Annotated in this window: 33 protein-coding genes and 1 other RNA gene; 13 read left to right on the top strand and 21 right to left on the bottom strand. The window is 58.4% G+C overall.

All coding sequences use genetic code 11. The features are described 5' to 3' along the window. Positions 1–88: 88 nt before the first annotated feature. From dnaK to hrcA, 3 genes are all read right to left on the bottom strand, one after another. Positions 89–2,011 (bottom strand): molecular chaperone DnaK, encoded by a 1,923-nt coding sequence (gene dnaK, locus AC5P6A_RS07190; protein WP_021202053.1) that lies wholly within the window; start codon positions 2,009–2,011, stop codon positions 89–91. Between the two features lie 181 nt (positions 2,012–2,192). Continuing rightward, complete coding sequence (gene grpE, locus AC5P6A_RS07185) at positions 2,193–2,708, bottom strand: nucleotide exchange factor GrpE (protein WP_019661244.1); 516 nt, start codon at positions 2,706–2,708, stop codon at positions 2,193–2,195. A gap of 63 nt (positions 2,709–2,771) precedes the next feature. Then, positions 2,772–3,836 carry a heat-inducible transcriptional repressor HrcA gene (gene hrcA, locus AC5P6A_RS07180; RefSeq protein ID WP_019661243.1) on the bottom strand — a complete coding sequence of 355 codons (1,065 nt, stop codon included), beginning with the start codon at positions 3,834–3,836 and terminating at the stop codon, positions 2,772–2,774. Positions 3,837–3,951: 115 nt separating this feature from the next. Between hrcA and recN the strand changes: the two genes are divergently transcribed. Further along, the gene (recN, locus tag AC5P6A_RS07175; RefSeq protein ID WP_495222268.1) at positions 3,952–5,613 is read left to right on the top strand and encodes a DNA repair protein RecN; all 1,662 of its coding nucleotides are present in this window, start codon (positions 3,952–3,954) and stop codon (positions 5,611–5,613) included. Positions 5,614–5,723: 110 nt separating this feature from the next. Here recN and AC5P6A_RS07170 read toward each other — a convergent pair whose 3' ends face one another. Then, positions 5,724–6,641, bottom strand: a complete 918-nt coding sequence (locus tag AC5P6A_RS07170) for a LysR family transcriptional regulator (protein WP_019661241.1) — start codon at positions 6,639–6,641, stop codon at positions 5,724–5,726. A 98-nt stretch (positions 6,642–6,739) separates the two neighbouring features. On the opposite strand from AC5P6A_RS07170, the gene AC5P6A_RS07165 reads away from it, so the two are divergent. Then, on the top strand, positions 6,740–7,984 hold the full coding sequence (locus tag AC5P6A_RS07165; RefSeq protein WP_329841770.1) for an SGNH/GDSL hydrolase family protein: 1,245 nt from the start codon (positions 6,740–6,742) through the stop codon (positions 7,982–7,984). 58 nt (positions 7,985–8,042) lie between these two features. On the opposite strand, the gene fur is transcribed toward AC5P6A_RS07165, so the two are convergent. Beyond that, positions 8,043–8,459 (bottom strand): ferric iron uptake transcriptional regulator, encoded by a 417-nt coding sequence (gene fur, locus AC5P6A_RS07160; protein WP_014646807.1) that lies wholly within the window; start codon positions 8,457–8,459, stop codon positions 8,043–8,045. A gap of 103 nt (positions 8,460–8,562) precedes the next feature. Between fur and AC5P6A_RS07155 the strand changes: the two genes are divergently transcribed. Next, entirely contained in the window at positions 8,563–8,955 is a 393-nt protein-coding gene (locus AC5P6A_RS07155; protein ID WP_005409234.1) for an outer membrane protein assembly factor BamE, read from the top strand. Positions 8,956–8,991: 36 nt separating this feature from the next. On the opposite strand, the gene AC5P6A_RS07150 is transcribed toward AC5P6A_RS07155, so the two are convergent. Beyond that, on the bottom strand, positions 8,992–9,249 hold the full coding sequence (locus tag AC5P6A_RS07150; RefSeq protein WP_329841768.1) for an RnfH family protein: 258 nt from the start codon (positions 9,247–9,249) through the stop codon (positions 8,992–8,994). Between the two features lie 3 nt (positions 9,250–9,252). Next, a complete protein-coding gene (locus tag AC5P6A_RS07145) occupies positions 9,253–9,678 on the bottom strand; it encodes a type II toxin-antitoxin system RatA family toxin (RefSeq protein WP_329841767.1) in 426 nt (141 codons plus the stop codon). A gap of 57 nt (positions 9,679–9,735) precedes the next feature. On the opposite strand from AC5P6A_RS07145, the gene smpB reads away from it, so the two are divergent. Next, positions 9,736–10,239: an SsrA-binding protein SmpB gene (smpB, locus tag AC5P6A_RS07140; protein ID WP_111099305.1), complete on the top strand. Its 504-nt coding sequence runs from the start codon at positions 9,736–9,738 to the stop codon at positions 10,237–10,239. Positions 10,240–10,400: 161 nt separating this feature from the next. On the opposite strand, the gene AC5P6A_RS07135 is transcribed toward smpB, so the two are convergent. Further along, complete coding sequence (locus tag AC5P6A_RS07135) at positions 10,401–10,973, bottom strand: hypothetical protein (RefSeq protein WP_329841765.1); 573 nt, start codon at positions 10,971–10,973, stop codon at positions 10,401–10,403. A 219-nt stretch (positions 10,974–11,192) separates the two neighbouring features. Between AC5P6A_RS07135 and ssrA the strand changes: the two genes are divergently transcribed. The 3 genes from ssrA (at position 11,193) to AC5P6A_RS07120 (ending at position 13,523) form a co-directional block, all read left to right on the top strand. After that, positions 11,193–11,546: a transfer-messenger RNA gene (ssrA, locus tag AC5P6A_RS07130) on the top strand. A gap of 144 nt (positions 11,547–11,690) precedes the next feature. Then, positions 11,691–13,196 carry a site-specific integrase gene (locus AC5P6A_RS07125; RefSeq protein ID WP_329841764.1) on the top strand — a complete coding sequence of 502 codons (1,506 nt, stop codon included), beginning with the start codon at positions 11,691–11,693 and terminating at the stop codon, positions 13,194–13,196. A gap of 48 nt (positions 13,197–13,244) precedes the next feature. Beyond that, positions 13,245–13,523 (top strand): hypothetical protein, encoded by a 279-nt coding sequence (locus tag AC5P6A_RS07120; protein ID WP_329841762.1) that lies wholly within the window; start codon positions 13,245–13,247, stop codon positions 13,521–13,523. Between the two features lie 116 nt (positions 13,524–13,639). Here AC5P6A_RS07120 and AC5P6A_RS07115 read toward each other — a convergent pair whose 3' ends face one another. Beyond that, the gene (locus AC5P6A_RS07115; protein ID WP_329841761.1) at positions 13,640–15,937 is read right to left on the bottom strand and encodes an AAA family ATPase; all 2,298 of its coding nucleotides are present in this window, start codon (positions 15,935–15,937) and stop codon (positions 13,640–13,642) included. 311 nt (positions 15,938–16,248) lie between these two features. Here AC5P6A_RS07115 and AC5P6A_RS07110 point away from each other — a divergent pair, with 311 nt between their 5' ends. Continuing rightward, positions 16,249–16,638 carry a GIY-YIG nuclease family protein gene (locus tag AC5P6A_RS07110; protein ID WP_495222267.1) on the top strand — a complete coding sequence of 130 codons (390 nt, stop codon included), beginning with the start codon at positions 16,249–16,251 and terminating at the stop codon, positions 16,636–16,638. Positions 16,639–16,759: 121 nt separating this feature from the next. Beyond that, on the top strand, positions 16,760–16,963 hold the full coding sequence (locus tag AC5P6A_RS07105; protein ID WP_329841759.1) for a hypothetical protein: 204 nt from the start codon (positions 16,760–16,762) through the stop codon (positions 16,961–16,963). Here the strand turns inward: AC5P6A_RS07105 and AC5P6A_RS07100 are convergent. The 4 genes from AC5P6A_RS07100 to AC5P6A_RS07085 form a co-directional block, all read right to left on the bottom strand. Then, positions 16,952–17,401: a hypothetical protein gene (locus AC5P6A_RS07100; protein ID WP_329841758.1), complete on the bottom strand. Its 450-nt coding sequence runs from the start codon at positions 17,399–17,401 to the stop codon at positions 16,952–16,954. The two genes, AC5P6A_RS07105 and AC5P6A_RS07100, sit on opposite strands and share 12 nt — an antisense overlap. Before the next feature lie 9 nt (positions 17,402–17,410). Further along, a complete protein-coding gene (locus AC5P6A_RS07095; protein ID WP_329841757.1) occupies positions 17,411–17,785 on the bottom strand; it encodes a hypothetical protein in 375 nt (124 codons plus the stop codon). Continuing rightward, a complete protein-coding gene (locus AC5P6A_RS07090) occupies positions 17,782–18,207 on the bottom strand; it encodes a hypothetical protein (protein ID WP_329841756.1) in 426 nt (141 codons plus the stop codon). Before AC5P6A_RS07090 ends, AC5P6A_RS07095 begins: the two co-directional genes overlap by 4 nt. Before the next feature lie 61 nt (positions 18,208–18,268). Beyond that, the gene (locus AC5P6A_RS07085) at positions 18,269–18,931 is read right to left on the bottom strand and encodes a hypothetical protein (protein ID WP_329841755.1); all 663 of its coding nucleotides are present in this window, start codon (positions 18,929–18,931) and stop codon (positions 18,269–18,271) included. 345 nt (positions 18,932–19,276) lie between these two features. Between AC5P6A_RS07085 and AC5P6A_RS07080 the strand changes: the two genes are divergently transcribed. From AC5P6A_RS07080 to AC5P6A_RS07070, 3 genes are all read left to right on the top strand, one after another. After that, entirely contained in the window at positions 19,277–19,543 is a 267-nt protein-coding gene (locus AC5P6A_RS07080) for a hypothetical protein (protein WP_329841754.1), read from the top strand. Between the two features lie 551 nt (positions 19,544–20,094). Next, positions 20,095–20,586: a hypothetical protein gene (locus AC5P6A_RS07075; RefSeq protein ID WP_329841753.1), complete on the top strand. Its 492-nt coding sequence runs from the start codon at positions 20,095–20,097 to the stop codon at positions 20,584–20,586. A gap of 107 nt (positions 20,587–20,693) precedes the next feature. Further along, complete coding sequence (locus AC5P6A_RS07070; protein ID WP_329841752.1) at positions 20,694–20,981, top strand: hypothetical protein; 288 nt, start codon at positions 20,694–20,696, stop codon at positions 20,979–20,981. Positions 20,982–21,038: 57 nt separating this feature from the next. Here AC5P6A_RS07070 and AC5P6A_RS07065 read toward each other — a convergent pair whose 3' ends face one another. After that, complete coding sequence (locus AC5P6A_RS07065) at positions 21,039–21,410, bottom strand: hypothetical protein (protein WP_329841751.1); 372 nt, start codon at positions 21,408–21,410, stop codon at positions 21,039–21,041. After that, positions 21,407–21,793, bottom strand: a complete 387-nt coding sequence (locus AC5P6A_RS07060; RefSeq protein ID WP_329841750.1) for a hypothetical protein — start codon at positions 21,791–21,793, stop codon at positions 21,407–21,409. The genes AC5P6A_RS07065 and AC5P6A_RS07060 overlap by 4 nt, the downstream gene beginning before the upstream one ends. Positions 21,794–21,955: 162 nt before the next feature. On the opposite strand from AC5P6A_RS07060, the gene AC5P6A_RS07055 reads away from it, so the two are divergent. Next, positions 21,956–22,633 carry a hypothetical protein gene (locus tag AC5P6A_RS07055; RefSeq protein ID WP_329841749.1) on the top strand — a complete coding sequence of 226 codons (678 nt, stop codon included), beginning with the start codon at positions 21,956–21,958 and terminating at the stop codon, positions 22,631–22,633. A 58-nt stretch (positions 22,634–22,691) separates the two neighbouring features. Here AC5P6A_RS07055 and AC5P6A_RS07050 read toward each other — a convergent pair whose 3' ends face one another. From AC5P6A_RS07050 to AC5P6A_RS07025, 6 genes are all read right to left on the bottom strand, one after another. Next, the gene (locus AC5P6A_RS07050; RefSeq protein ID WP_329841747.1) at positions 22,692–23,087 is read right to left on the bottom strand and encodes a hypothetical protein; all 396 of its coding nucleotides are present in this window, start codon (positions 23,085–23,087) and stop codon (positions 22,692–22,694) included. Continuing rightward, entirely contained in the window at positions 23,084–23,422 is a 339-nt protein-coding gene (locus AC5P6A_RS07045; protein WP_329841745.1) for a hypothetical protein, read from the bottom strand. The genes AC5P6A_RS07050 and AC5P6A_RS07045 overlap by 4 nt, the downstream gene beginning before the upstream one ends. A gap of 268 nt (positions 23,423–23,690) precedes the next feature. Further along, a complete protein-coding gene (locus tag AC5P6A_RS07040; RefSeq protein WP_425507690.1) occupies positions 23,691–24,263 on the bottom strand; it encodes a DUF6988 family protein in 573 nt (190 codons plus the stop codon). Between the two features lie 201 nt (positions 24,264–24,464). Next, entirely contained in the window at positions 24,465–24,866 is a 402-nt protein-coding gene (locus AC5P6A_RS07035) for an H-NS histone family protein (protein ID WP_329841741.1), read from the bottom strand. 100 nt (positions 24,867–24,966) lie between these two features. After that, the gene (locus AC5P6A_RS07030) at positions 24,967–25,473 is read right to left on the bottom strand and encodes a hypothetical protein (RefSeq protein ID WP_346714721.1); all 507 of its coding nucleotides are present in this window, start codon (positions 25,471–25,473) and stop codon (positions 24,967–24,969) included. A gap of 5 nt (positions 25,474–25,478) precedes the next feature. Beyond that, positions 25,479–26,057 (bottom strand): nucleotide-binding protein, encoded by a 579-nt coding sequence (locus AC5P6A_RS07025; protein WP_329841739.1) that lies wholly within the window; start codon positions 26,055–26,057, stop codon positions 25,479–25,481. Positions 26,058–26,087: the final 30 nt, after the last annotated feature.

Below are 26,087 nucleotides of genomic sequence, written 5' to 3'. Positions count from 1 at the left end.
GCGTCGGGCGCCCCGACACGCCGGTGGGCGGTCAGGACCCTGATGCGACAACGGGACGCTGGTGGCCAGCGTCCCGCGTCGGTCCGGATCAGGACTTCTTGTCGTCCTTGACTTCGGTGAACTCAGCGTCGACCACGTCGTCCTGCGCCTTGCCGGCATTGCCGGCGTCGGCACCCGGGGCACCGCCCTGGTCGGCCGAAGCAGCGGCGAACAGCGACTGGCCAGCTTCTTCCAGTGCCTTCGACTTGGCTTCGATCTGTGCCTTGTCGTCGCCCTTCATCGCGGTTTCCAGGTCAGCCAGCGCTGCCTCGACCTTGCCGATGACATCGCCGCCGACCTTGCTGCCGTGCTCGGTGATCGCGCTGCGGGTGCCGTGGATCAGGGCGTCGGCCTGGTTGCGGGCCTGCACCAGTTCCTGGAACTTCTTGTCTTCTTCGCGGTTGGCTTCCGCGTCGGCGACCATGCGCGCGATCTCCTCCTCGGACAGGCCCGAACCGGCCTTGATCTCGACCTTCTGTTCCTTGTTGGTCTTCTTGTCCTTGGCCGACACATGCAGGATGCCGTTGGCGTCGATGTCGAAGGACACTTCCACCTGCGGCAGACCGCGCGGGGCCGGCTCGATGCCGGACAGGTCGAACTTGGCCAGCGACTTGTTGAAGCGGGCCTGTTCGCGCTCACCCTGCAGCACGTGCACGGTCACGGCCGACTGGTTGTCCTCGGCGGTGGAGAACACCTGCGAGGCCTTGGTCGGGATGGTGGTGTTCTTCTCGATGATCTTGGTGAACACGCCACCCATGGTTTCGATGCCCAGCGACAGCGGGGTCACGTCCAGCAGCAGCACGTCCTTGACGTCGCCACCCAGCACGCCGCCCTGGATCGCCGCACCCAGTGCCACGGCCTCGTCGGGGTTGACGTCCTTGCGCGGTTCCTTGCCGAAGAACTCGGTCACCGCCTGCTGCACCTTCGGCATGCGGGTCTGGCCGCCGACCAGGATCACTTCGCTGATGTCGCTCGAACGCAGGCCGGCATCGTTCAGGGCGACGCGGCACGGCTCGATCGACTTCCTGATCAGGTCATCCACCAGCGCTTCCAGCTTGGCGCGGGTCAGCTTGATGTTCAGGTGCTTCGGACCCGACGCGTCGGCAGTGACGTACGGCAGGTTCACTTCGGTCTGCTGGGCGCTGGACAGCTCGATCTTGGCGCGCTCGGCAGCGTCCTTCAGGCGCTGCAGGGCCAGCGGATCCTTGCGCAGGTCGATGCCCTGGTCCTTGTTGAACTCTTCAACCAGGTACTCGATGACGCGGTTGTCGAAGTCTTCGCCGCCCAGGAAGGTGTCGCCGTTGGTGGCCAGCACTTCGAACTGCTTTTCACCGTCGACGTTGGCGATCTCGATCACCGAGACGTCGAAGGTGCCGCCGCCCAGGTCGTACACCACGATCTTGCGATCCTTGTTGTCGCCCTTGTCCAGGCCATAGGCCAGCGCGGCCGCGGTCGGCTCGTTGATGATGCGCTTGACGTCCAGGCCGGCGATGCGGCCGGCGTCCTTGGTCGCCTGGCGCTGGCTGTCGTTGAAGTAGGCCGGCACGGTGATGACCGCTTCGGTGACCTTCTCACCGAGGAAGTCCTCGGCGGTCTTCTTCATCTTTTCCAGCACCTTGGCCGAGATTTCCTGCGGCGCCATCTTCTTGCCGTCGCTGGTGGCCACCCAGGCGTCGCCATTGTCATGGGCCAGGATGCTGTACGGGACGTGGGCGATGTCCTTCTGCACCTCGCCATCGGTGAACTTGCGGCCGATCAGGCGCTTCACCGCGTAGAAGGTGTTCTTCGGGTTGGTCACGGCCTGGCGCTTGGCCGAGGCACCGACCAGGACTTCGCCGTCCTTGGTGTAGGCGACGATCGACGGGGTGGTGCGATCGCCTTCCGAATTCTCGATGACGCGGGCCTTGCCGCCGTCCATGATCGCCACGCACGAGTTGGTGGTGCCGAGGTCGATACCAATGATCTTGCCCATGGGGGAGACTCCTGAGGATACTTGTTGGGGTCAGTCCGGCCGTTCGGCCGGTGGATGAATACGATGTGGGGGAGGCTCGTGGAACATTCAAGCCATCCTCCGAACGCTGTGTTTCCGGTCATCCGGCGCGTTCAGCGTCGGGTCGGGTGGCGGTGGCTGTCCGCCGCCCGGCCCCGCGGGATCACTCGGCGGCCACCACCACCAGCGCCGGCCGCAGCAGGCGCTCGTTGAGCAGGTAGCCCTTCTGGAACACGGTCACCACGCTGCCCGGGGCGGCGCCCGGGGTCGGGGCCTGGCTGATCGCCTGGTGGTGTTCCGGGTTGAACGGCTGGCCGATCGGGTCCAGCAGGACCAGGCCGTTGTCGGCAGCGACCTTGAGCAGCTGCTTGTAGGTAAGCTCCAGGCCTTCGCGCAGCGGGTGCGGGTCGTCGCCGGCGGCCTTCAGGCCGGCGTCCAGGCTGTCGAACACGGGGAGCAGATCGCCCAGCAGCTTCTCGTTGGCGAACTTGCGGGCCTGTTCGATGTCACGGGCAACGCGCTTGCGCTGGTTCTCCAGGTCGGCGCGCTCACGCAGGGCATCGGCCTTGACCTGTTCGATTTCGGCGCGCAGGCGCTCGACTTCGTCGTTGACGCCGGCGGTGGCGGCCGCATCGGCGGCACTCTGCTGGGATTCGATATCTGGCTGTTCGTGGTTCATGTCTGGGTCCCTGGCGGTCAAACTCCGCCTCCAACCACCCTAGTGTGGGCGGGATGCTGCGTTTCAAGCGTCGGATGTTCCCGGCGTGCGCGAGGCCGGTGAAAAGGCCGCGCCGAGCACATCGGCCGTGGCCTGGACCAGCGGGATCACGCGGTCGTAGGCCATCCGCTTGGGACCGATCACGCCCAGCACGCCCAGCACCTGGCCGTTGGCGGTGTACGGGGCGGTGACCAGCGAGACGCCCTGCAGCGGCATCATCCCGGTCTCCTCGCCGATGAAGATGCGCACGCCCGGCGCCTGGATGGTCCGCTCCAGCAGCTGCAGGATCTCGCGCTTGCTGGAGAACAGCTCGAACAGTTCGCGCAGGCGCTCCAGGTCAGACAGGTCCTGCACCCCCATCAGCCGGGTCTGGCCGGCCACCAGCATGTCGTCGGCCGGCGGCTGCAGGGCCTGTTCGGCCAGTTCGATGCTGTGCGCCAGCAGCTGTTCCAGTTCGGACCGGGCATCGCGCAGTTCCAGCAGCAGGCGGGTGCGGATCTCGGCCAGCGGCAGGCCGGCGAAATGCGCATTGAGGTAGTTGGCGACCTGCTCCAGCTGCCCCGGCGCAAACTCCTGGCGGGTCTCAATGACCCGGTTCTGTACCTCGTTGTCGGCGAACACCAGGATCGCCAGCACCCGCCGTCCGTCCAGCGCCACGAAATCGATCTGGCGGAAGGCGAACTGCTCCCGCCGCGGGGCGCTGACCACGCCGACGAAGTGGCTCATCGCCGACAACAGTTCCGAAGCGCTGCCGAGCAGGGCCTGGGTGCTGCCACCGCCGGCCAGCTCCTGGCGCAGCCGGGCCAGCTCGCCCTCGCCCGGCGGCTGCATCTGCAGCAGGCTGTCGACGAATACCCGGTAGCCGTGCGCGGTCGGTACCCGCCCGGCCGAGGTATGCGGCGAGGCCAGCAGGCCCAGGTCCTCCAGGTCGCCGAGGATGTTGCGGATGGTGGCCGGGCTGACCTCCAGCCCGGCCACGCGTGCCAGCGTCTGCGAGCCCACCGGCTCACCGTCCTGGATATAACGCGCGATCAGCGTGCGCAGCAGATGGCGCGCACGCGGGGCAAGCTGGTCGGGAGAACCGTGCATGGAATCAACCTGTGAGACACGGACACTAGATAATGGCGGCGCATCACCTTGGCAAGTCATTGGACCTCCCGCGCCCGCGTGCTAGCGTTGCGCGGCTGCTGATACCCCCTTACCCATGCTCAGACATCTTTCGATCAAGGATTTCGCCGTCGTCCGCGCTACCGAACTGGAGTTCGGGCCAGGCATGACCGTGGTTTCAGGCGAGACCGGCGCCGGCAAGTCGCTGATGGTCGACGCGCTGGGCTTCCTGTCCGGCCTGCGCGCCGACAGCGGCGTGGTCCGCCATGGCGCCGCCCGCGCCGAGCTTTCCGCCGAATTCGCGCTGGAGCAGCTGCAGGCCGCCCGCCAGTGGCTGGCCGACAACGAGCTGGACGACGAGGACCAATGCCAGCTGCGCCGCGTGATCCGCGCCGACGGCGGTTCCCGGGCCTGGATCAACGGCCGCCCGGTGACCCTGGCCCAGCTGGGCGACCTGGCCTCGTTGCTGGTGGAGATCCACGGCCAGCACGAACAGCAGGCCCTGCTGACGCGCCCGTCGCAGCTGGCGCTGCTGGATGCCTATGCCGGCAACGAGAACGAACGCCGCCAGGTACGGCGCGCCGCCGCGGCCTGGCAGGCACTGGTCGATGAATCGCTGGCGCTGTCGCAACAGGGCGACGTCAGTGACCGGATCGGCTTCCTCGAGCACCAGCTGCGCGAACTGGACCGGGAAGACCTTGAGCCGGAATCGATCGCGGCACTCGGCGCCAGCCACCGTCGCCAGGCCCACGCCAGCGCCCTGCTGAGTGCCTGCCAGGCGGCCAGCAACCAGCTCAACGGTGACGACGGCAGCTCCGCGCTGGACCTGTTGCAGCAGGTGCGCCACGAGCTGTCGCGCCTGATCGAACACGACCCACGGCTGGGCGAGGTGGACGGCCTGATCGAGAATGCCTCGATCCAGCTGCACGAAGCCCTGTCGCTGCTTGACCGCGTGCACGACGATCTGGATGCCGACCCGGAACAGTTCGAGGAGAACGAGCGCCGCCTCGGCCGCCTGCACGACCTGGCCCGCAAGCACCGCGTGCCGATGGACGAGCTGGGCGCGCAACGCGAGCGCATGCATGCCGAAGTGGAGCAACTGCGCGGCGCCGACGAGCGCCTGCAGCGCCTGGCCGGCGAGATCGACAAGGCCGCCGCCGCCTGGCGCGTGCAGGCTGAAGTGCTGACCGCCAGCCGCCGCAGCGCCGCCGCCGAACTGTCGGCCACCACCACCAGCATCATCGCCGAACTGGGCATGGGCGGCGGCCAGTTCCTGATCGAACTGGAGCCGCAGGACGCCGACAAGCCGGATCCGCAGGGCGCCGAACGGGTGGAGTTTCTGGTGGCGGCCAACGCCGGCCAGCCGCCGCGCGCCCTGCGCAAGGTGGCCTCGGGCGGTGAACTGTCACGCATCTCGCTGGCCATTGAAGTGGCCGCGCTGGATCTGGACGCGGTGCCGACGATGGTGTTCGACGAAGTGGATTCAGGCATCGGCGGCGCGGTGGCCGACATCGTCGGCCAGAAGCTGCGCGCACTGGGCGAGAAGCGCCAGGTGCTGTGCGTGACCCATCTGCCGCAGGTCGCCTCCAAGGGCCATGCCCATTACCGGGTCAGCAAGGCGCCGGTGGAAGGCATGACCCAGAGCGCCGTGGAAAAGCTGGACAGCAAGGCGCGCGAAGAAGAGCTGGCGCGCATGCTGGGTGGCGTGGAAGTGAGCAAGGAAGCGCGCGCCGCCGCGCGCAAGCTGCTGCAGGTGTAACGCCGCCCGAGCCGGGCATAGGCCCGGCTTCCGCGCGGTAGTGCCGGCCGCTGGCCGGCAACCCAACACGGGTGGGCGAAGATCGTGAGGTTGCCGGCCAGCGGCCGGCCCTACCCCCGTGGCTGCGTCAGATCGACCTGTTCCACCAGGAAATCGAGGAACGCGCGTACCCGCAGCGGCAGGTAACCGCCCTGCCCCAGGAACACTGCGTGTACTTCTTCCAGGTCACCCGGATTGGCCTCTTCCAGCACCGGCAGCAGGCGCCCGGCGGCGACGTCGTCCTGCACCTGGAACGCGGCCAGGCGGGCCATGCCCAGACCACCCAGCACCAGCTGGCGCAGTGCATCGCCGTTGCTGGCACGGGCGTTGCCGCTGGGCAGCACCATCCGCTCTCGCCCCTCCTGCAGCAGCGGCCAGCCCTGCATCGCACGCGCGTGGCCGATGTCCAGCCGGTTGTGCGACTGCAGTTCGTCGGCGTTGCGCGGCATCCCGTGCCGCTGCAGGTACGCCGGCGCGGCCACGATCATCATCCGCGTCGCGCCCAGCCGTCGCGCCACCAGGCTGGAGCTCTTCAGCGGACCGGCCCTTACCGCAACGTCGGTGCGCTGCTCCAGAAGGTCGATCACTTCATCATTGAGGGTCAGGTCCACCCCCACCTGCGGGTTGCGCGCCAGGAACGCCGGCAGCAGCGGCAACAGGAAATGCTGGCCGAACGGCACGTTGGAGTTGACCCGCAGGCGTCCACGCGGTTCGGCATGGGCACTGGCGCAGCGCTCTGCTTCTTCCAGATCGGCCAGCACCCGCAGGCCCCGCTCGTAGAACGCGCAGCCTTCCGGGGTCAGCTGCAGCTGGCGGGTGGATCGCTGCAGCAGTCGCGTGCCCAGCCGCTGCTCCAATCGTGCCACGAGCTTGCTCACCGCAGACGGCGTCATGTCGAGCGTGCGCGCGGCGGCGGAGAAGCCGCCGGTCTCGATGACCCGCACGAACACTTCCAGCTCGCCGGATCGGTTGATGTCGGGTCGCGCCATGACGATGAATCCAGTTCACAGATGATTATCCATGCGCAGTCTAGTTCACAGATGGCCGGAGAATCACCATGGCGATTCCTCCTTCCCGGGATTGCCCGATGAACCGCTTGAGCCAGTTCACCGCCGCCGCATTGATTGCCCTGTCCGGCGCTGCCAGCGCGGCCACGGCCCCGCACTGGGTCGCCAGCTGGCAGGCCAGCCCGCAACCGGTCTGGGGCGCGGATTTCCTCTTCCCAACCCTGGTTCCGGCCGCGCTGCATGACAAGACTTTCCGCCAGACCGCGCGCATCAGCCTGGGCGGGGCGCGGCTGCGGGTGCGGCTGAGCAATGCCTACGGTACCCAGCCGTTGCGGATCGGAGCGGCCAGCATCTCCGCACGCATGGGCGGCGCGCCTCACCCGCTCAGCTTCGACGGCCAGCCCAGCGTGGTGATCGGTCCCGGCCAGGAACGGCTGAGCGATCCGCTGGCGCTTGCCACGGATGACCGGCAGGCGCTGCAGGTCAGTGTCTTCGTGCCGGGGCCGGCGGCGGTCCAGACGTTCCATTGGGACGGTCGCCAGACCAGCTGGATCGCCGCTGGCGACCAGAGCCGGGCCAAGGCGCTGCGCGCTGCCAGCAGCACCACCGCGCGCCTGCTCCTGGCCGGTATCGAGGTCGAGGCCAACGCCAGCGCGCGCAGCGTGGTGGTGATCGGCGACTCGATCACCGATGGCGCCACGGCCAGCCTCGACCAGGACCAGCGCTGGACCGACCATCTGGCCGCGCGCCTCGCCCCGCGCAGGGTGGCGGTGGTCAATGCGGGCATTTCCGGCAATCGGCTGCTGAGCGACGGCATGGGTGAGTCCGCCCTGGCCCGTTTCCAGCGCGATGCACTGGATCAACCCGGCGTGGCGAGCGTCATCGTGCTGATCGGCATCAACGACATCAGCTGGCCCGGCACGGCGTTCGCCCGGGGCCAGGCCAGGCCAACGCTGGCCGAACTGCAGGCGGGCTATCGCACCCTGGCAGAACAGGCCCGCAGGCGTGGTGTGCGGATAATCGGCGCCACCCTGCCACCGTTCGCTGGTGCCCTGCCCGGCACGCCGCTGGACGACTACTACCACCCGGACAAGGACGCCCTGCGGCGGCAACTCAATGCCTGGCTGCGTACGGACAGCCCGTTCGACGCGGTGATCGACCTGGACGCGGCGCTGCGCGACCCGGCCGAGCCGTTACGGATGGCCGCCGCCTACGACTCCGGCGATCACCTGCATCCGGGTGATGCAGGGAACCGGGCGATGGCCGAGGCGGTGGACCTGGACCTCCTGATGGGATCATCCAGGCGTGGCGGGAATCTACCGTAAGCAACGAAAAACCCCGGGCAGGCCCGGGGTTTCGTCGCATCCAGCGGGCCTGAACGGCCTACTTCCGCTTCTTGCGCACGTACAGCACCAGCGAGTGCTCTTCCAGCTCGTAGCCATGGTCGGCCGCGATCTTGCGCTGCAGCTCCTCGATCTCATGGCTCTCGAACTCGATGATCTTGCCGCTGTCCACGTCGACCATGTGGTCGTGGTGGCCACCACGGTCCAGTTCGTAAACGGCCTGGCCGCCCTCGAAATTGTGCTTGAGCACGAGGCCGGCAGCCTCGAACTGGGTCAGCACCCGGTAGACGGTCGCCAGGCCGATCTCGTCGCCATGCTCGAGCAGCTGGCGGTAGATGTCCTCGGCGGTCATGTGATGCTGGTGGTGCTGGGCATTGCGCTGCTCGAGCAGCGCCAGGATCCGCATCCGCGGATGGGTCACCTTCAGGCCGACTTTACGCAGGTCGTGGGTTTCCATAGGTCTCCGTTCATTGGCGATTTAGCGCCAGCTGCCTCGGATTGGGTCGCGGTGGCACGCCGGGAGTGTATCATCGGTTTGATTTCCCCAACCGCCAGTCCCGATGCGCAATCTCCTGTTGGTCGCCGCCGTCGCCCTGTCCACCACCGGGTGCGGCATCATCTACAAGCAACCCATCTATCAGGGCAACCTGATCCGGGAAGATGCCGTGGCCAAGCTGCAGGTCGGGCAGAGCAAGCAGCAGGTCACCGCGCTGCTGGGCACCCCGTCCATTCCCGACCCGTTCCACGCTCAGCGCTGGGACTACACGTCCAGCCAGCGCGTGAACCGCCTGGGCCGTACCGAAGTGAAGAACTTCGTGGTGTTCTTCGAGAATGACACCGTGACCCGCTGGGAGGGCGATTACTTCCCGGGCAACGACAAGGCCCTGGCCCAGCAGACCGTGCGCCAGTTCGGCCGCAACCTGCCCAAGGACAAGAAGAAGAAGGGCCGTTAAGCGCCCAGCCCCGTCCGCAGGGACGGGTTGCCGGGATCAACCGCCGAGCGCGCGACGCCGGCGGTTGTCCTTGGGATCGGCCAGCAGCGGGCGCAACAGCTCGACGCGGTCGCCATCCAGCAGCACCTGCTGCGGACGCGCCAGGACGCCGTGCACGGCAGCGGCCGGACAATCGGCACTGCCTTCCAGCGCGGCGGCGGCAATGGCATCGGCCACGGCGGCACCCTCCTCCAGTTTCAGTCGGCGCGACAGCACCTGCTGCGGCCAAGCCAGTACCACTTCGACCTCGATCACCGCTCAGTCCTCGTCGGCGACGCGGACGAAATCGTTGACCATCCGATCGGCCAGGCCCTGGAAGCCGATCGCCAGCGCCGGACCGAGCAGGCGCGAGCTGGGCTCGAACTCCAGGGTGAGGGTGACCTTGCAGGCGTCCTCGGCCAGCGCATGGAATTCCCAGCGGCCGTGCAGCCGCTTGAACGGGCCATCGCGCAGCTGCATATCGATGCTGTGCGGTCGCCGCAGCGTGTTTTCGGTCTGGAACCAGGTGCTGAACGAACCCAGGCCCAGGTCCAGGCGCGCCACCAGGCGGTCCTCGCCCTGCTCCATGATCTGGGCAGCCGAGCACCAGCGGAAACGGCGCGGATAGGCCTGGACATCATTGACCAGGTCGAACATGCGCGCGGCCGAATGTTCGACCAGGGCGCTGCGGCGGATAGTAGGCATGAATACAGGACGTTTCGGCAATCGACCGGGCGGGCCCGAATCGGAGACAATACGGAAATGAGCAAGAACAGCGGCAAGGATAAAGCAAAGAGCGCGACGGCCAACAAAACCATCGCGTTGAACAAGCGTGCCCGCCACGAATACCACATCGAAGAGCGCTTCGAGGCCGGCCTCGCCCTGCAGGGCTGGGAGGTCAAGTCGATCCGCGCAGGCCGCGGCAACATCATCGACGCCTACGCCTATGTGAAGCGCGGCGAGATCTACCTGATCGGCGCACAGATCACCCCGTTGATTCAGGCCTCCACCCACGTGGTGGCCAATGACCGCCGCGAGCGCAAGCTGCTGCTGCACCGGAACGAGATCGACAAGCTGATCGGCAAGGTCGAGCGCGACGGCTACACGATCGTGCCTACCGCGATGTACTGGAGCAAGAACAAGATCAAGCTTGAGATCGCACTGGCCAAGGGCAAGCAGAACCACGACAAGCGCGATGCCGCCAAGGACCGCGACTGGGCGATCGAGAAACAACGCGTGATGCGTCGCGGCAACCGCGACGCGTAAGGCGGCTGCGCAGCACCCTGTAGAGCCGAGCCATGCTCGGCTGCTTTGGCTTTCTGTAGAGCCGAGCCACGCTCGGCTGCTTTGGCTTTCTGTAGAGCCGAGCTGTGCTCGACTGCCGTGAAGCAGTCGAGCATAGGCTCGGCTCTACAACACGATGCGGCTCAGCTGGCCAGAACGCCCTGCCTGCGCATCCTCGGCGCCAGCGCCGCATGCGTCACCGCCAGGTGCATCACCACCGAAAGTTCCGGAGCGTGGCGATCATCACCGGCGCGCCACTGCTGCGCCAGCCGCGCGGCGTCGACGGGCAGCAGGGCCAGCAACTGGGCGTCGTCCAGCGCATCGGCGGAAGCCTGCAACTGTCGCGCAACTTGCCGCGACTGCCACACATGCACGCCAATGCTGAGGCTGGCCAGCGACATCAAGGTCAGGGCCAGGCCATGTTCGAACCACTGTGACAGTACATCCGGGCCCCACAGCAGCGCGGCGAGCACCGCCAGCGCCGGCAGCCGCCAGCCCAGCCAATGCAAGCGCCCACGCTGCGGCCAGTGCACCACCACCGCACTGGAGACCAGCGCGGCTGCCGCCGTCGCCGGCAGCTCGGTCGGCCAGGTGGCCGCCAGCAGCACCGCCAGCACCGCCCAGACCCAGCCGGGCGGCAACGCGCGCCGCTGGTAGTCGGCCCCGACGGGTCCAACCAGCTGTCGCAGGCTGCGTTGTTGGCTTGCCTCTGTCACCCACAGTCTCCCTGTCTGTCCTGGCTTGGATGGTCGTCGCCAGTGTGTCGCAAATTCGTGCCCATGACGTTACCAATCCGCTATGACGGAGGCTCTACAACTTGTTGTGGATTGCCACGGTGACTGTTCAGCTGTTTTGGCGTAGCATTGGCAGCGTTGGGCAGGCCCCGCTCGTGGCAACACGGCATTGGCCCTGTACATTGCAGCACTGTAGAGACCGGGGGTGCATTGGTTTCGACGGGGGTTGTGAAGTCGCCTGGCGCATGCCGAGGGGGTAGCTTTCCTCGTAAATCCAGCTGCAAAACTCTAGTTGCCAACGACGACAACTACGCTCTGGCCGCTTAAGGCCTAAGCCTCGAAACCGCTTGTGTCCATGCTCGCGGTGTAGAGTCACTATCATGGAATCGCGCTGGGCGGCTGCCTGTCAGCCCGGCACTAGAACACAACAGGCTGGTTCCCGGATGCGCTTTGCGCACCGTGCTGTTCGGGGACGAGATCCAACGGTGAGCTAAGCATGTAGTGCTGGGGATGGAGTGCCTTCGGACGGCGGTTCAATTCCGCCCACCTCCACCAATCAACTGTCCAATCATGCTGTAACCGATTGATTTGACAGATTTTAGCGGAACAAAAAGTACCTCAATCGACCTTCCCAAAGGTATCGTTTGAGGTATTTTTTTGCCTAAACCTTTCTTCTTGCAGCGGCCCACTGGCCTCTACGTGCGCTTCCTGATCCCTCAAGACCTCCGGGCCGTGGTGGGGTCCCGCTTCCTCGTGAGGAGCCTAAAAGGCCTGACCGGGGACAGAGCCAGGCTGGCTGCTGCTCAGCTGGGTATGGCACTCTCCCAGCAGTTCGAGCGATTGCGCCTTCAAGAAGACGATATGAAGAAGAAGCCCCCTATTCTGGACTTCGGCATCCAGGCCGTGACGCTGCGCAATGGGGTGCAGTTGAAGGGCATCGACATTGCTAACAGGAAAGACGCCAAGCTCTTTGCGGACTTCGTGCGTGACATCGACAGCGATGACGATGAAGAGTTCGCTGATGACCCCTTGATGGCGGCTGCTCACGGGAGAGCCCCGAGTCGCCCTACCCCGACTGCTCCGCCCCCTCCAGTCTCTCCGCCGATCTCTGAGCGATTGGAGATCTACGTGGAGGATATGAAGCGGGTTGGCCGGGCACCCAAGAACATCTTGGACACCCAGTTCACGCTGGGGCTCTTTATCGAGCTAGTGGGCGACCTCCCCATCGGTCAAATCCAGTCGGCGCACTTCCGCAGTTTTTTTGATCTGATGGAGTCTTGGCCTGCCAACGCTTCTAAGAAAAAGGAGTTTGTTGGGCTGTCGCCTGCAGAAGTAATCGCCAAAGCTCGGCTCGGGGACTACACCCTTTTGGAGTCCCGGACGAAGGAAAAACATCGAGACCGCCTGGCCACGTTCTTCAATCAAATGGTACGGGAGGGAGTCATTGACCGCGCGCCCCACTTGGGCATGATGCCCCCCCGAAAAGCTGAATCCGAAAAGATTAGTCGCACTCCGTTTGACGCCTCCGAGATCGAACTTATTTTTGGACCGGCATTTCAGGCTTGGGCATCCAAGTGGCCGCATCGTTTTTGGGGAACCATCCTGGGCTTTGCGACGGGGGCACGAGTAAACGAAATCGGACAGCTCTACATCCAGGACGTGGAGGAGACCCATGGGGTGGTGGGTATCCATATCCGAGCGTCAAAGCCTGATCAACGCTTGAAGAACGCCTCATCGTCACGGTTCGTTCCACTGCCCCAGCAAGTGTTGGATGCCGGATTCTTGGCGTTCGTGGAAGACGTGCGGCGCACAGGTAATGACCGGCTTTTCCCAAATCTGCCCCTAGATAAGAACTCGGGCTATGGCGATGCCCTGAGTGACCAGTTCCGAGCGTATGTCAAAAAGTTAGGCATCACCGGTCGGTTGAAGTCGTTCCACTGCTTCCGCCACACTCTCATCACCGCCCTGCATAACGAGCACGGATTCCCCGCTGCTGTTGTCCAGGAAGTGACCGGTCACGAGCGCAGCATCCCGAACGGGCTTTCGCACTACGTCCAGCCCAACACCCTGAAAGCTCGTCAAGAAGCTGTGGATGCCTACGGACCGCCCGCTCTGCTCCCAGCTTATGAACCAGGAATGTTCGACGCTGAGCTAAAAAGAGCAGTAATCGTTTCCAATCGCAAAAGGCATCTTGACAGACCCTAGAAGTCGATCAAGGATCAGAACATCTCAGTAAAAACAGGGAGGTGTTCTGTGAAACCAGCATTTATTGCACGTCCGCATCAACTCGGCGTCGTCTTTTTGACGCTGCTTATTCCCTTTGTCGGGCCCTTCGTGTTCATCACGATGCTCTTTACCTATTTCTTCTACACCAATCCGCGCCAGCGTCTCAACCCGCTGCCTGATCATGTGCGGAAGCGACAATGGAAGACGCTGGGGATTTGGTCGCTGGCGTTGTTCGCCGCCTTCTACATCTTCCTGCTGGGCATTCCGCAGATGCTCCTAGTCCACGGCTGGTCCGCATTCTTCTAACCGCCCTGCTTTCGTCCTGGTGCCCTTAGCCCCGCCTCTTAGGCGGGGCTTTTTTTATACGACCACCAAATGCCAACGGTGAGAGATGGCCAGTTACGCGCAATTAGACCCGGTCACTATTGCGCTGAGACCACCACAACCATCTCTTCATAGTGCTTCTTATCCACTTCTTCCATCCACCTGAAGATGTCGCCGATCACACTGTGACTTTCGCCCGCAAGATTTTCAGCAGACTCATCAGTAATTTCGATCACATCACTGTGTGAATACTTATTGATGAATCGGTATATCTTTTCCTTCACTTCTGGCGTAGTGACAGCGCACCCCTTCAGTCCATCATCCATCAACTGACTGATGTTGCCGCGCCGCTTTGGGAACTTGAAGGTAAAGAATGACTCCACGAGCTTCCTGGAAAGATTGGCCGTCAAAAACGCCTCGTCTCTGTTGAGGCTTGCATGGGACCTGTATTCAAACAGCTTTTTAAAAATGTAGTGATACTCCGATCCGTAGTTTTTCAATGAGTCGTCGGCATCAACCAGCTTGGAGCTTCGTGGGGAACCAGGTGAGGCATCGAGCTGATAAAAGAAACTGACATCCGGCTTATCCTTCCCCTTGTTTTTTCCTGCGAACCAATCCCTTACCAACTTAAAATAAGTGAAGTTGTGAGTCAGGACAAACAGCTGCCGAGCGTCCTGGCACTGCGTTCGCAAGAAAGAGTATGCATGGAAGAGGTGATTTGAATCAAAGCTTGACACAGGATCATCGACCACCACCACGGCATCAGAGATCTTATTGCCGTTTTCCCGGAGCTTTGTGATGAAATAAACAAAGGCAATTGCGGTCTTCTCACCCTCGCTCAAGTTTCCGTCATGTTCGCCCACTCCATTCCTGATGATCTCGTATCCCTTTTTATCCTTGTTGAACTTTAGGCAAAGCTCAGACCTCCCGATGAACTTGTGCAGCGTATCGTTGAATTCATCCGCGCCGACAGTCTCATTCGACAGTGACGCCTCAATGGCGTCTATTTCCTGCTGAAGCGCTGCAACCTCAGCGCCCGCCGCCTTAGCCTCTGACTCCAATTGCTGACTTTTGAGTTCATTTGCAGAATAGTCGAACTCTTGAATCTCCGCCGCTGCGTAATGGAGCTCCAGAGCCTTCTTGCTCTTGGTTGTCTCCGCTTTAAAGTTCGCAGTCTTTTTGTTGTGGAGGGCCACGAGCGAGGTAAGAGAAGCCAAAACAGAATTGAACTTCAGAAGATCCGCAGCCGTCATGTCAGTAACTGCAATATTTGTGCGCATGGGATCTTCTATTTTCGCCAGAAGCGCCGCCTTCCACGCGGCCACTTGCGTGTCAATCTTATTGACAGCGGCGTCGTATTCGACCTTTAGTCCTTCAAAATCAGTAGAAAACTCTTTGTAGAAGTCCGCCGACGCAGGAAGACTATGTGTCGGAGCACCTTGTGACTCTATCCATGTCGCAGCGCTCTGAAGTCTGGCCTGGAAATCCGTGAACTCCTTGCTGAAGTGCGCAGCGAGGGATGAAGCGCGCTCAGGCGTGAATGGAGAAGCGCAGAACTCACACGCTTTAGAATTATGCTTCTCGTGAAGATCCAGGCCCGTCTGCACCCACTCACGAATGTCAGGATTATCAGAGAGCCGCTGAATAGCCTGATTGACTGCCGTTGTCGCAATCAAGTCCCTGATCCGAATTACAGCCTTGCTGTAATACTCCGGATCAACTGGATTACTGGAAAAAGCTATCGCAGGCATCTGATCCGGCCTTGCGGAATTAGTTAACTTGATGACCGCCTTATCATCAAGAATCGAACCGGGATCAACCACGCCAGCCTCATTATCCTTAATGAAGTTCGCCAGTTTGCGACGATCATAATTCAGGTAATAGCTGTCGGCGGTATCGATAGACTGAAGGCCGAGTTTCATCTTTCTCGCGGCATTAGTCATGAATTTCTCAAGGGAATCTCGGACCTTTGCAGCCTCAACACCCTTGTCAAGATAAAGCTTATTTTTCTTGCCAAGCTTGCCGTTCAACTCTTCCAGCTTCTTAACCTCATCTATCTTCTCCTTGGCAATGAGAAGGATGCTGTTTACTGACTTATCCCAATCGATGTTCTTCTGAATGAAACCCTGATTGAAGACATGAATATTGAGCAATGTCCCGGAAACATTTTTATCCGTGATCGAGGAACCATCCTCAAGAGCTAGCGAAAACTGCCCGCCAGCAAATCTCGGCACCACAGCCCGTGCCTCTACAGAGGCAAACAGACTTGAGAGCGTAGACTTCCCGGTTCCGTTCCAACCGTAAACAAGATTATAGCGTCCGAACTTTTTGATCGAAGTCCCGTCAAAATCCTTGAAGATTCCGAAGCTCTTGAGATGATTAATACCGACGATCACTTACGCACTCCTTGTTTTTGAATTTGGCCGACTACGACTTCCATGCGTCTAGCTACGCGCGGCTGCAGACCTGAGGACCAAGACCAAGACCGAGACCGAGACTGAGACTGAGCACGCTCGCGCAAACCGACTGTAGCTCCGAATCGCGCACATTTCCACCACATCTATTCGGAGACTAAAGAAGCCACGGACGTATCAATAGGAAAGCATGTCAAATGTTGGTCTAATTCAGTTAGACGACCCCTTGCGCAATTAGCATTTTGCGTTACTCCTTAAAAGATGCTTATTAAAATTTTTTAAGGAGAACACGAATGCAGAAGAAATGGGGCCGCAGCCAGAAATATCACAAGAGAACCCGCTACGTTTACGCGCTCTTCTTTGACAGCGAGAGATCCGTTTATATCGGGCAGTCGGTCGATTTGAAGAAGCGTTGGGCTCAACATCGGTCAGCCGCAGGGAAATGGAACCGACACTTCCGCCCGGTGGAGCTGGCTTCTTATGAAATGACACAGCATGAAGCCGAACGGATGGAAGAACTCTGGCGCTGTAAGGCAGCGCAAATGGGCTGGCGGGTCTACGGCCTTCCCCCAGGCATCCTCATCAATCCTTATGGAAGAGCGGGCTTGTGGAAGCGCTGGAAAGCCAGGAAGTTGGAATGGAAGACAGGGATGAACCCTATTACCCCTGCCCGCTTTCCGTGAAAGGGCTTAGGGGTCGGTCTAGGCTTGATGATGGCGGCAAGCACCGCCCTTCCGTGGGCGACGTCACTGGTTAGCGGGTGAACGAAGGCCCTGACTCTCGGCGAGTGAGCTGGTGGGTCACTTGGACGACATGCTGGACCTGGTTCTGCTCTTCCCGCTGTTTGCGAAGCAGAATCGCATGTTCTCTGAGTCGCTGCATTGCATCTTTCCGAGTGGTGGGGGATTGAAAAAGTTTAATAACAAATCCGGGCAAAAAAAAGCCCCGGCAAAGGAGGCTTTTTTTCAATTACGAAACGAGAGAACGTTGCCCTTTTTAATTCACTGACTTTGCAGCTTCCTTTAACGTCTCGTCCAAAGCTGCATCGAATGCCAGATGAAAGAAATTACCGATGGAGCTGGTCTTGTCTTTGCAATACCGCTTGATGCCGTTGACATAGGAACCTTCTTGGCGGGCAATCAAAGCGAATTGAGAAGTGACTTCCTGTGCGATAGGTAGAGCTGTCTCAGCGTAGTAATCAAGAGATACGCTCAGTGCATTGAAATCATCTGCACCTTGCGTCTTCAACTCTTTCCGAATGTTGTCAGCGAGGAACTTGGCAGCAGTCTTCGGAACCTCAGTCGCAAATCTCTTGATGTTCTCTTCATCACTCTCCCTGGCACCCGCTGCCACTGCTCCGCAGGACAGCGGTTCGAACGAGTCGGCCCATGCGGAAAAGGAAGCACTGAAAAGGAGAGTCAGAACAACGTGCTTACAGAACACCATCACACCTCCTTAGTCATCGGACAGGAGCATGTTCATAACGTTCTCAACATCACCAGCGTTATTGAACGCCAAGTCGTAAAGATTATTTATTTCTAAACTAGAATCGCTTGATTCATAGATCACTCGGCCAGCACCATCCAGGATTGCGAAAACTCTTCGGAACGTCCATGACCACTCATCAATATCCGCATAGTATTTATACCGCCGTTCGAACAGCGCTAGCGGCTGCCCCTTGAACTTGGTTTGAAGATAGACCTCAATCTTGTCATCCTTACCATCTGTGAGTTGACTTGGGGCACTGCTAAACCGCCATTTGAGTTTTCCCTGGACTGTTTCCCAGGTGACCTTCTCAATCAACCGAATTGCCATATCGTGCAGGTTCATTCTTCCACTCCTATCACGTTGTCTTCCTCCAAACCTTTGAGATGCTGAATTACGCCCAGCAATTCAACATAAATGCTTTTAGTTAAAAGCTCGTCAAACTCACTTCTCTCAACTACAAGCTTCACCCTTTTTTGCAGACTGCGAATTGTTTTTGTTTTCCGACTGGGAAGCTTATCACCTACACTTTCAAGCGATGCACCTACCTTAGCCATGATGCCTCCGATCTCCATCGCTTCTTTACGAGTCATTGCGATGAGCAGATCGCTACTCCTCGTTTCAAGCTCTTTCCTTATCTGAGGCAGGCGAGCACGTCTTAGAAATTTTTTTGATAGGGAACCAGTAACGTGCCAAACCCTTAGAGTCACGAGAAAACCAACAACGGTTAATATATCCGCACCGACTGATAGTGAAAGCCCTTCCATCTGCCCTTCTCCATTACGCAATCAAAATTGCTAGAACGCTCACTCTTCAATCCCCCTCCTTTCAGAACATCGTCCTGCTAATTACCCTTCCGTCCCTCGTGTCGTAGCACAGCGCCAGAACAAGTTCAGCCTTCAAACCGTAATTGTAAAAGTAGGTGCGGTCATCCAAGGTGCTCGGTGCATTGGGCATCAACGGTTCGCCAGAAGTGAAGCGGAACCCATAAGCGAATTGCACCCGATTTTTCAGGGCCGGAGCCTCAGCAGCAGGCACGGGACAGGCGAAGCTGATTTCCAAGCCTCCATCTCGGACCCAGCGGCGAACCGATTTTGTGGACACTACTGCGTGGAACTGCATGCCCCTCACCTCTCCTGGTGCAGCAGGCAACTGTGCCAACTGACACACCTGATTACCGGTATCGTCCCAGTCGTAGCACCGCATCGTGCCAGCACGGAAGACCTCCTTGTCGGCGTCATACGTTGCATAGGGGGAACTTGGCGGGAATAGGTAGACATCACCGCTCGCCATAGGCGCTAAGGCTGTGTCCACGTCCTGGACCCGCTTCTTGTAGTCGGCAGTCGTCTCGAACTCGCCCTTCCGCAACTCGGGAAGCTTCTTGTCAAACCACTCCGCAAACATGCGTGGAGAGGTCAGCTGGACCTTGCCAGAGGCCGGGTCAAGTTCGACGTGAGAGCTGGTGGGGTTGAACGGCCAGGGACGCCACACCCAGGGCTGATGGGCCGGAGCTTGCTCGGCAGGAGCTGCTGCATCTGGGCCGGAGGCCGGAGACGCTTCCTGGCTCTGACACCCAGCCAACCCTAGTGCCAGCCCAAGGGCTAGAATAACAATGGATCGCACGAACTTCCCCTGTTCCACTGATGACCGCTCTCATTGTAAGCGCTGTGTGAAGCCAGTCACATGTCAGAAAAGTCTGACAGATGGGCCAGTCAAAAGTGCGACAAACCCAGGCTGACGCCCAAAGAAAAGGCCTCCCGGTCCGGGAGGCCTTATTTCACGCTCTTCATTTCACTCTACCTTTTACATCTTCCTACCCCGGCGGGGAGGTTTAACATGACCTTGCTCTTGCTGAGCCTTCTTCACCGCCCTCATGATCCTAATCGCCTGCCTTTCTTCCGGGGTCTTGGTGAACCAATTGCAAAAATCTTCGAAACACTCTTTGATGTAGACCACGCTCATCTTATCTCCTTTCGTTTGGGTGAGGCTTTATTATATATTAGCCGGGGCGAGAAAGCTTCAATACCAGACGCTTTTGTAGTCTCCATTCATGATCTGGAAAGCAAAGTTGACAAGTTCACAGCGCTACGAAAGAAAGACTAAAATCGATAACCGGGCAAAGTTCACAAATTTGACTGGACAGCTGCTTATTAAATTTTCCACCCCCTCCCTTTCACCCAATAAAAAAGCCCCCAGTGAGATGTAGCTAATATCAGGTTGAGTGGAGAATAGGGACTTGGCTGAAAAATTTTAATAAGCTCGTGAAAGTGCGAAGCCGCGCCATGGGCGCAACAGAGCGATAGCTGCCAGCCTTTTGCTTTTAGCCGCTTTTTCTGGCTTTTGCTCTTGTCAGAATCGGCTTACGTGCTACCAATTAATTATTAATTTTTAATTGGAGAAGCACGATGGCTAAAACATGGATCAGAAGAAGTTTGAGAGAGCAACAGAAAGGCTTATGCGCGTATTGCGATGAGCCGCTTCCTGCTAGAGCGAAAAGCTCTCTGCTCATCCCTTTGCAGATTGGTGGGTCAAAGGACGCGGGCATTGTTCTCGCGTGCAATGAGTGCTTAGGGAGCAAGAGCCAGTCAGACCTGGTGGGGTGGCTTGCTACGTCCTTCCATCGAGTGCTTTCAAAGAACGTTCCAGGCCTGCTGATGAAGCGGCTGGAAGCGGCTGAGCAGGCGGAGAACCACGAGCTACCCGTGCCTTACTCAGTGAACCGGAAAGCGGTCAGAAAAGCATTGGAAGAGCGTTGGAAGAGCCCACGAGTGAAGGTGAGAGTCGAAGACGGAACCTTGGTCTTCGATAGAGAGCAATACGGGCGCGGAGCCGCGCTGGCAGTTCTGCGGAGCCAGTTCGCAGGGGTCGTTGAGGAACGGGCTGGTGAAGTCAGAGTGCGTGTGCCGCTGCAACAACTCGAAAGAGCAATGAGCGTGCTTGCGAGCCTGAATTGTTGGGTAGTTGGACTACCCACAAATAACGACATAAGCCAGTTGAAACGCGCTAAGAAGAAGACGCCTAACCGGGGCATCAGCAGGAGGCAACGACAAGAGATGCTGATGCTGAGAGACACAGACCAGTTGACGACACTTGGGAGAGCTGATGTCGAACTCGCGTTGCTAAGAGATCGACTGAGGAGTCGGTAAGTAAACTGTTCAACACCGCCCCTTGAATTTGTGCGTTCCGCCCCAACATTGACCGAGCCGTCCGGCAGACTCAACCAACCACACCATTGACCTATAACGGGGGATTTATGTCTGATAAGGAATACGTCAAGACCTACTTGAATGCAGCAAAATCTGTCCTTTCTTCACCCAACGGGACTGCTCGTCTCTTGTCTGGATTCAGCACGTTGAAGAATGGTGCTGACGCGGGAGTGACCCCCAGCCAGATGCGCGCAATGTTTCCGGACCTGAGGAAGTATAGCGACGCAACCATTGAGGGCTTTATCGAGATGGGCAGCGATCTGGTCGAAGGCAAAACCATCATACCGAGTGCGGTCTTTGAAGATCCCGAACCGAACGTCGCTGTTGCTCAGTGATGATATCTAAGAGAGCACCGCAAGGTGCTCTCTTTCTTTTGGCGCTTTGCATGGTTTTCATAGCCTGCGTTTCCAGCGCTCTACCCCCGCTTCAAAGATCATCCGTAGCATAGTGGTCTGCGGCAGATAGAGAGCCTGGGCACGTTCAACAAAAGCGTCTTTGACTTCTTCTGTCACGCTCACCTTTTGACTCATCACCTGTTCGCTCTTCGCAGAACGTCGAATGGGAGCATCTTCGATTTCCAATCGCATCTGCTCCTCCTCGATCTGCAAGTAGTGATAGAGAATATTGCGCATGACTTGCACGAGCGGCTTTTGTTGAAGCTGCGCCAGCGCTCTTAGATCGGCGTCTAGGCTTGCGTGCAGACGAACGCTCGGGAGGGAGCAACTCAGCCGGTGAATCGGCATCTCTTCGAAGAGCGGTCTCATGCTACACACTTTTCTAGGAAGCAATGGTTGTTCATTGCTCGCTCTTCGCGCATCAGTTCTTGGAAGAATTTGTCATGAGCTGAGTAGAAGCAGTAGACAGAATTGCTGTCTTGGGAGACGTAGAAGAAGCGGTATTTGCCCATCTGCAAGCCTTTGAAGATCTGAACACCATCCAATTCTTGGCTATAAACCGCTTGATACATGTCTTCGAATGCGCGGTAGTCGAAGAAGTGTGCGAAGGCTTCTGAGCTGTATATCACTGCTTTGTCTGACACTCTTGCACCTCCTGCGACTGATGCATTGAAGAGGATGTGCAAATCACTGATGACTTTTCGCTCACTGATGTAATGCCTTGAAGATTCTTGTTGTGCAATCGCGCTCATGAGTTCTGCTCCGTGTTTTTCTGTAATATTGAGGGAGGAAGCGATAATTTGACTTCCTTCCAATCAATTTAAACCGGCGCAGAGTTTTGACAATAGCGCTAGCGCAACCGAACTAGACTAAAACGCAGAACTGGGAATATTTCACAATATTGGAGACCCCAAATGACGATACCGACGCATTGCGGCATGCCGCCGCTTCATCTAAACATCGAAGGGCTTCGCTCGCATGCCCTACTGATAACCGCATTTATTCCAGAACCAGAGGTGTCAGCCGAAAAAAGGAAATGGCGTTCGTGGCTGGTGCATTGCCTTGTCAAGACGGCACGACATTACAACGAGGCGCGGTCGTTAATACTAGCGCAGATAAGTGAGGGACGACTCTCTTTTGCCGAGACGGCAAAAGGCCAATCTTTTCCTATCTTCGACTTCGCATTTGCAATGGAAGACTGCATCACGTCGCTTGAAAAGGCAGTAGCGTGCATACAAGCTTTGTCGAAAAAAGGGGAAATGACATCCGCATTCGACCAGGCATTACATAACGAGCGGCAGTCCCTAAATGCTTTTCGCAGGCAGCAGGAACATATGCACTCTCAAATCTCCGCCGGTCAAACTGGTAATGGACCTTTTGTGGTGATGCTAGCAGACGATGGCGACGGTATGAGGCTTCGGGACCTTACGCTAGGATTCGATGCACTCTACAAGTTGATCGATGCTGTCTACCGGGACATATCGAGCCTCTTCCCGATGCACGATACTCAGTCGCCTCCGTCCTTGGGAGGGGCACCTCACCTTTCAGTGTCTATGACAACTGAGGTAATTCAAGGCGACAAGACACAATAGGACATTTGATAGGCGGAGGGCCGAACCACAGTATTGGAAGAAGCCTGGTTCACCGCACCTACCCTAAATAATCGTCAGCGGGCCTTCTCCGCTTAGCTCCCGCTTCAAGGATGTTGCGCCACAGCGTTAGCCTTTCCACTCCTAGTTCGTCTGCCTTCTGATCGAAAGCGCCCTTGGCGTCGGCGGTTAAATAGATGGGCGGAAGCGTTACCGCGCACGTCAATTCACGGATCTCTACGTCTTCCAGCTCCACCAACGCTTCTTCGGAGTCGAGATCGAGGAAGCGAATCAGGAGGTGTCGCAGCAGCGTCGTGAGCCTCACCCCTCTGCCAATCGCCCACTCCCTCAGCTCTTTACTGAGGGCTGGGTGCACTCTCACTGAACCCAGGATCTCAGTGAACTCCTGAACCGACGCGTCTGACCATACATCTGCGCTCTCCTTGACCGGCTTCATAAGAAGAACCTCTCGCCCGCATAGAAGCGTGCTAAACGGTCGAAGTCGCAGAGGAACTCGGCGTGCTTAGTGACGACCAGGAACGGTCTACGGCGGTCGGTAGCGATGTAGTGCACGCTGTGGTCAGCGCCCTCGTAACGTTGCCCTGGGCGAATCATTGAAGAGACTTCGCGGGCTTTCAGGAAGCCTTGTGCGAGCTTCTTATGAGAGCCGTCTTTGTAGAGAATGACGAAGAGCGAGACTGCTGAAATCGCTATGAAAGCAAACATCAGAGCGTCGGCAAAGTGAGGCCAAAAGTTGTCGGCGACGTTGAGTGCGAAAGTAGTGGTGTTCATAATGTTCTCCGGTTTTTAAGGGCAGAGATAAAAAGTCATCTCATACTTAGACCTTAAAACACGAAGAAAAAGACGCAAGACACGCTTTTCGACTAAAACGAAGATCCGTGAAAAAGTTCCGTTATGGATAGGTAGACTACCCACGTTTAAGGGCGGAGTCGCGCCGCAGGCGCAACCAGGATCAGCGGACCAAGCTCTTGCTTTTAGCGCTTCTTTTGAAGCACAAAAAAAAGCCCACCGTCCGGTGGGCTTAAAAAGGTCTATACGGTCAGCTACGGAGGGATTCTGGACAGCGAACCTCCCATTTTTCAATCGTCATCAATCGACTGACCTTGGATACCGCGTTCTTCCAGTCGATGATCTCTGCGGCCAACTCCTCATCCCTCGAATCCAACTTAGCCGCAAAAACCATGCCTGCCAGCGCTTCGAGACACATATGAATCAGGAAGCAAAGTATGTCAGAGACGGTTCGAACGTCAGCGCCAATATAGTCCGCCTGCCAGTGGATGCTCTCAAACCCGTTGTGGACCAAGCTGTTCAAAGCTCCTTTCGAGTTCATATAACCAGCACTAATACCATCGCAAAGCTCACTAGGCGCGCCAGCCCGACGTAGCTCCCTAATTAACCGCTCCGGATCTTTGGTATCCTTCGAGTCTTCAAAGTTCTGCAAAAGTTGCTCATCTTTAACGTAGAAGAGCCAGACACCGCGACAATAAGCTTCGAGCGTGCAGCGAAGAAGTGCACCTGGCGTATTGGCGTTACTTCTCTTCACTGCGTCTATGCTTGATTGAAGATGATCAAAGCAGACGCTGAGACAGTGCAAGGGTATCAGTGCTCGCATCTCAGCCACGCAGCTCGTGGGCATTCTTCCATATATCGAGGCCCGCCTATCCATGATCTTTGAATGAACCGCTTCCGCGAACTCGATACAGTTCGCGAGTCGAGCCTTATCAACGTCCTTTTCAAAAACGATTGGCACAAATCATCTTCCAAAAAAAGGCCCACCAAGTTAGGCGGGCTCGTGATCAAGCAGTTTTGATAATCAGGCAGCAGGCCACTTCTGCTCCGGGTTCGCTTCGCGCCACTTCTTCGCCGCGTCAGACTTCTCCCATTCCACAAAGGCGGTAGGAGTGCGGCCACGACCGCTCCACGTTTCGCCGTTGGGCAGCTTGAACTTTGCAGCCACAGGAGTCTTGCTGCCCTGATTGCTGACGGATTTACGACCCCGAGTAGCACCGGATACCACGTAACGCGCGATCTCAGCGCGCTGGCGCGAATCGAAGAACTCAGCGAAATCTTCCAGCAGACTCACGATGTTGCTGTGGGCGCTTTCGGCTTCCGCCTGACGCTCTTTGTTTTCCTGCTCCTCGATCTTGCGCAGTTCTTCCAGCAACTTCTGCTTCTGAGCTGCGAGATTGTCGAGATTGGTCTTCTTTTCTGCCATTTCTATTGCTCCAATTCCAAGCGGCTGATGGTCTGGAATCGATCCTAAAAGGGCCTGCAATTTTTAGCAAGCCCTTTCCCAAGAGAATTCGATCTTTTTTTTAATTCCGTCCGTTTCGCTTCTTCACCACCCTTCTATACAGCTGCCTTTGGCTCTTCCTGTCGTCTTCCCAAGCTTTTACAGTCAGACACTTACGTTCATCTATAAGCCGTTGAGCGGCATAAGACGCAAGACCAATGATTGAAGTTGCAATGGGCACCTCATAGTCAAACTCAGCGCCGGTCAGCTTTCGGAGCTGTTCCCGGAGCTTTGGCGGCACGGTCATCATCATCCGGTTCGCTCGTTTCCCTTCATCCGTCCGGTAGTCGTGAAGAGAGGGCTTTGAGACCAGATCTCCTGGTGTTCCAAGGAGCAGATGGACCCTCCGGCCTGTTTGCGCATTCCTCCGGGATAGAGCGGCTTCTCCGAACTGGAAATAGGTCTTCCGCCCTGGCTCGTCCCCTGCCGCCAGCTTATCTCCTGGCAACACTCCATCGAGACTCTCATGCACCACTGCTTGGTGTCTGTTCTGATGCACGACGTTGAGTGCAGCAGACAGGTCTTTCATTTTTTTCATAAGTTCACCTCCGATTTGATTTTTTGGATGATAGAGAGCGTGTCGAACTGAACGTGTCGAACCCCCCTCCCTTTGATTTGATAGATCGTTGTTCCTTCCGCATACGCGCGCGAGAATCCGGCTCGGTCAGGAATGACAACGGCTTCCGCCAGTTCGCTGCTTGCCAACCGTTCTCTATGTTCTGCTCTCGCTCGGTTCACTCGGTTTGCAACGACGATGAAGCGCTTCTTTTTCCGCTTTAAGAGGTCAATCGTGCGCAAGAACACAACGTAAGAAACAGCATCGAGGGCGGTGGGGACGATGTAGAGATCAGCCTCCGGCAGCACCTCGTTGTCGTTAAGGCGTGGGGGCGTGTCGATGACTTCCACATCGAAGCCTTTTCTGCGCGAGCGAGCGACGGTGAATGGCGTCTCATCGGCTAGCGCTGACCAAGCCAAAGCGCTGCCCTGAGGGTCCTGGTCGATCAACAGGACTCGCTTCTTCTCGATTTCTGCGAAGTAGCTTGAAAGAGCAAGACTAAGGGTAGTGCGCCCTACCCCACCTTTGGCTGATAAAAGGCATAGGCGGACGGTCATGAGTCACCTCTTTTCGGTTGAATCGGACCG

It is taken from the genome of Stenotrophomonas sp. YJH_SMC_20 (genome assembly GCF_059367845.1).
The sequence above is the reverse complement of the archived record's forward strand: the minus strand, read 5'-3'. Positions and strand labels throughout refer to the sequence as shown.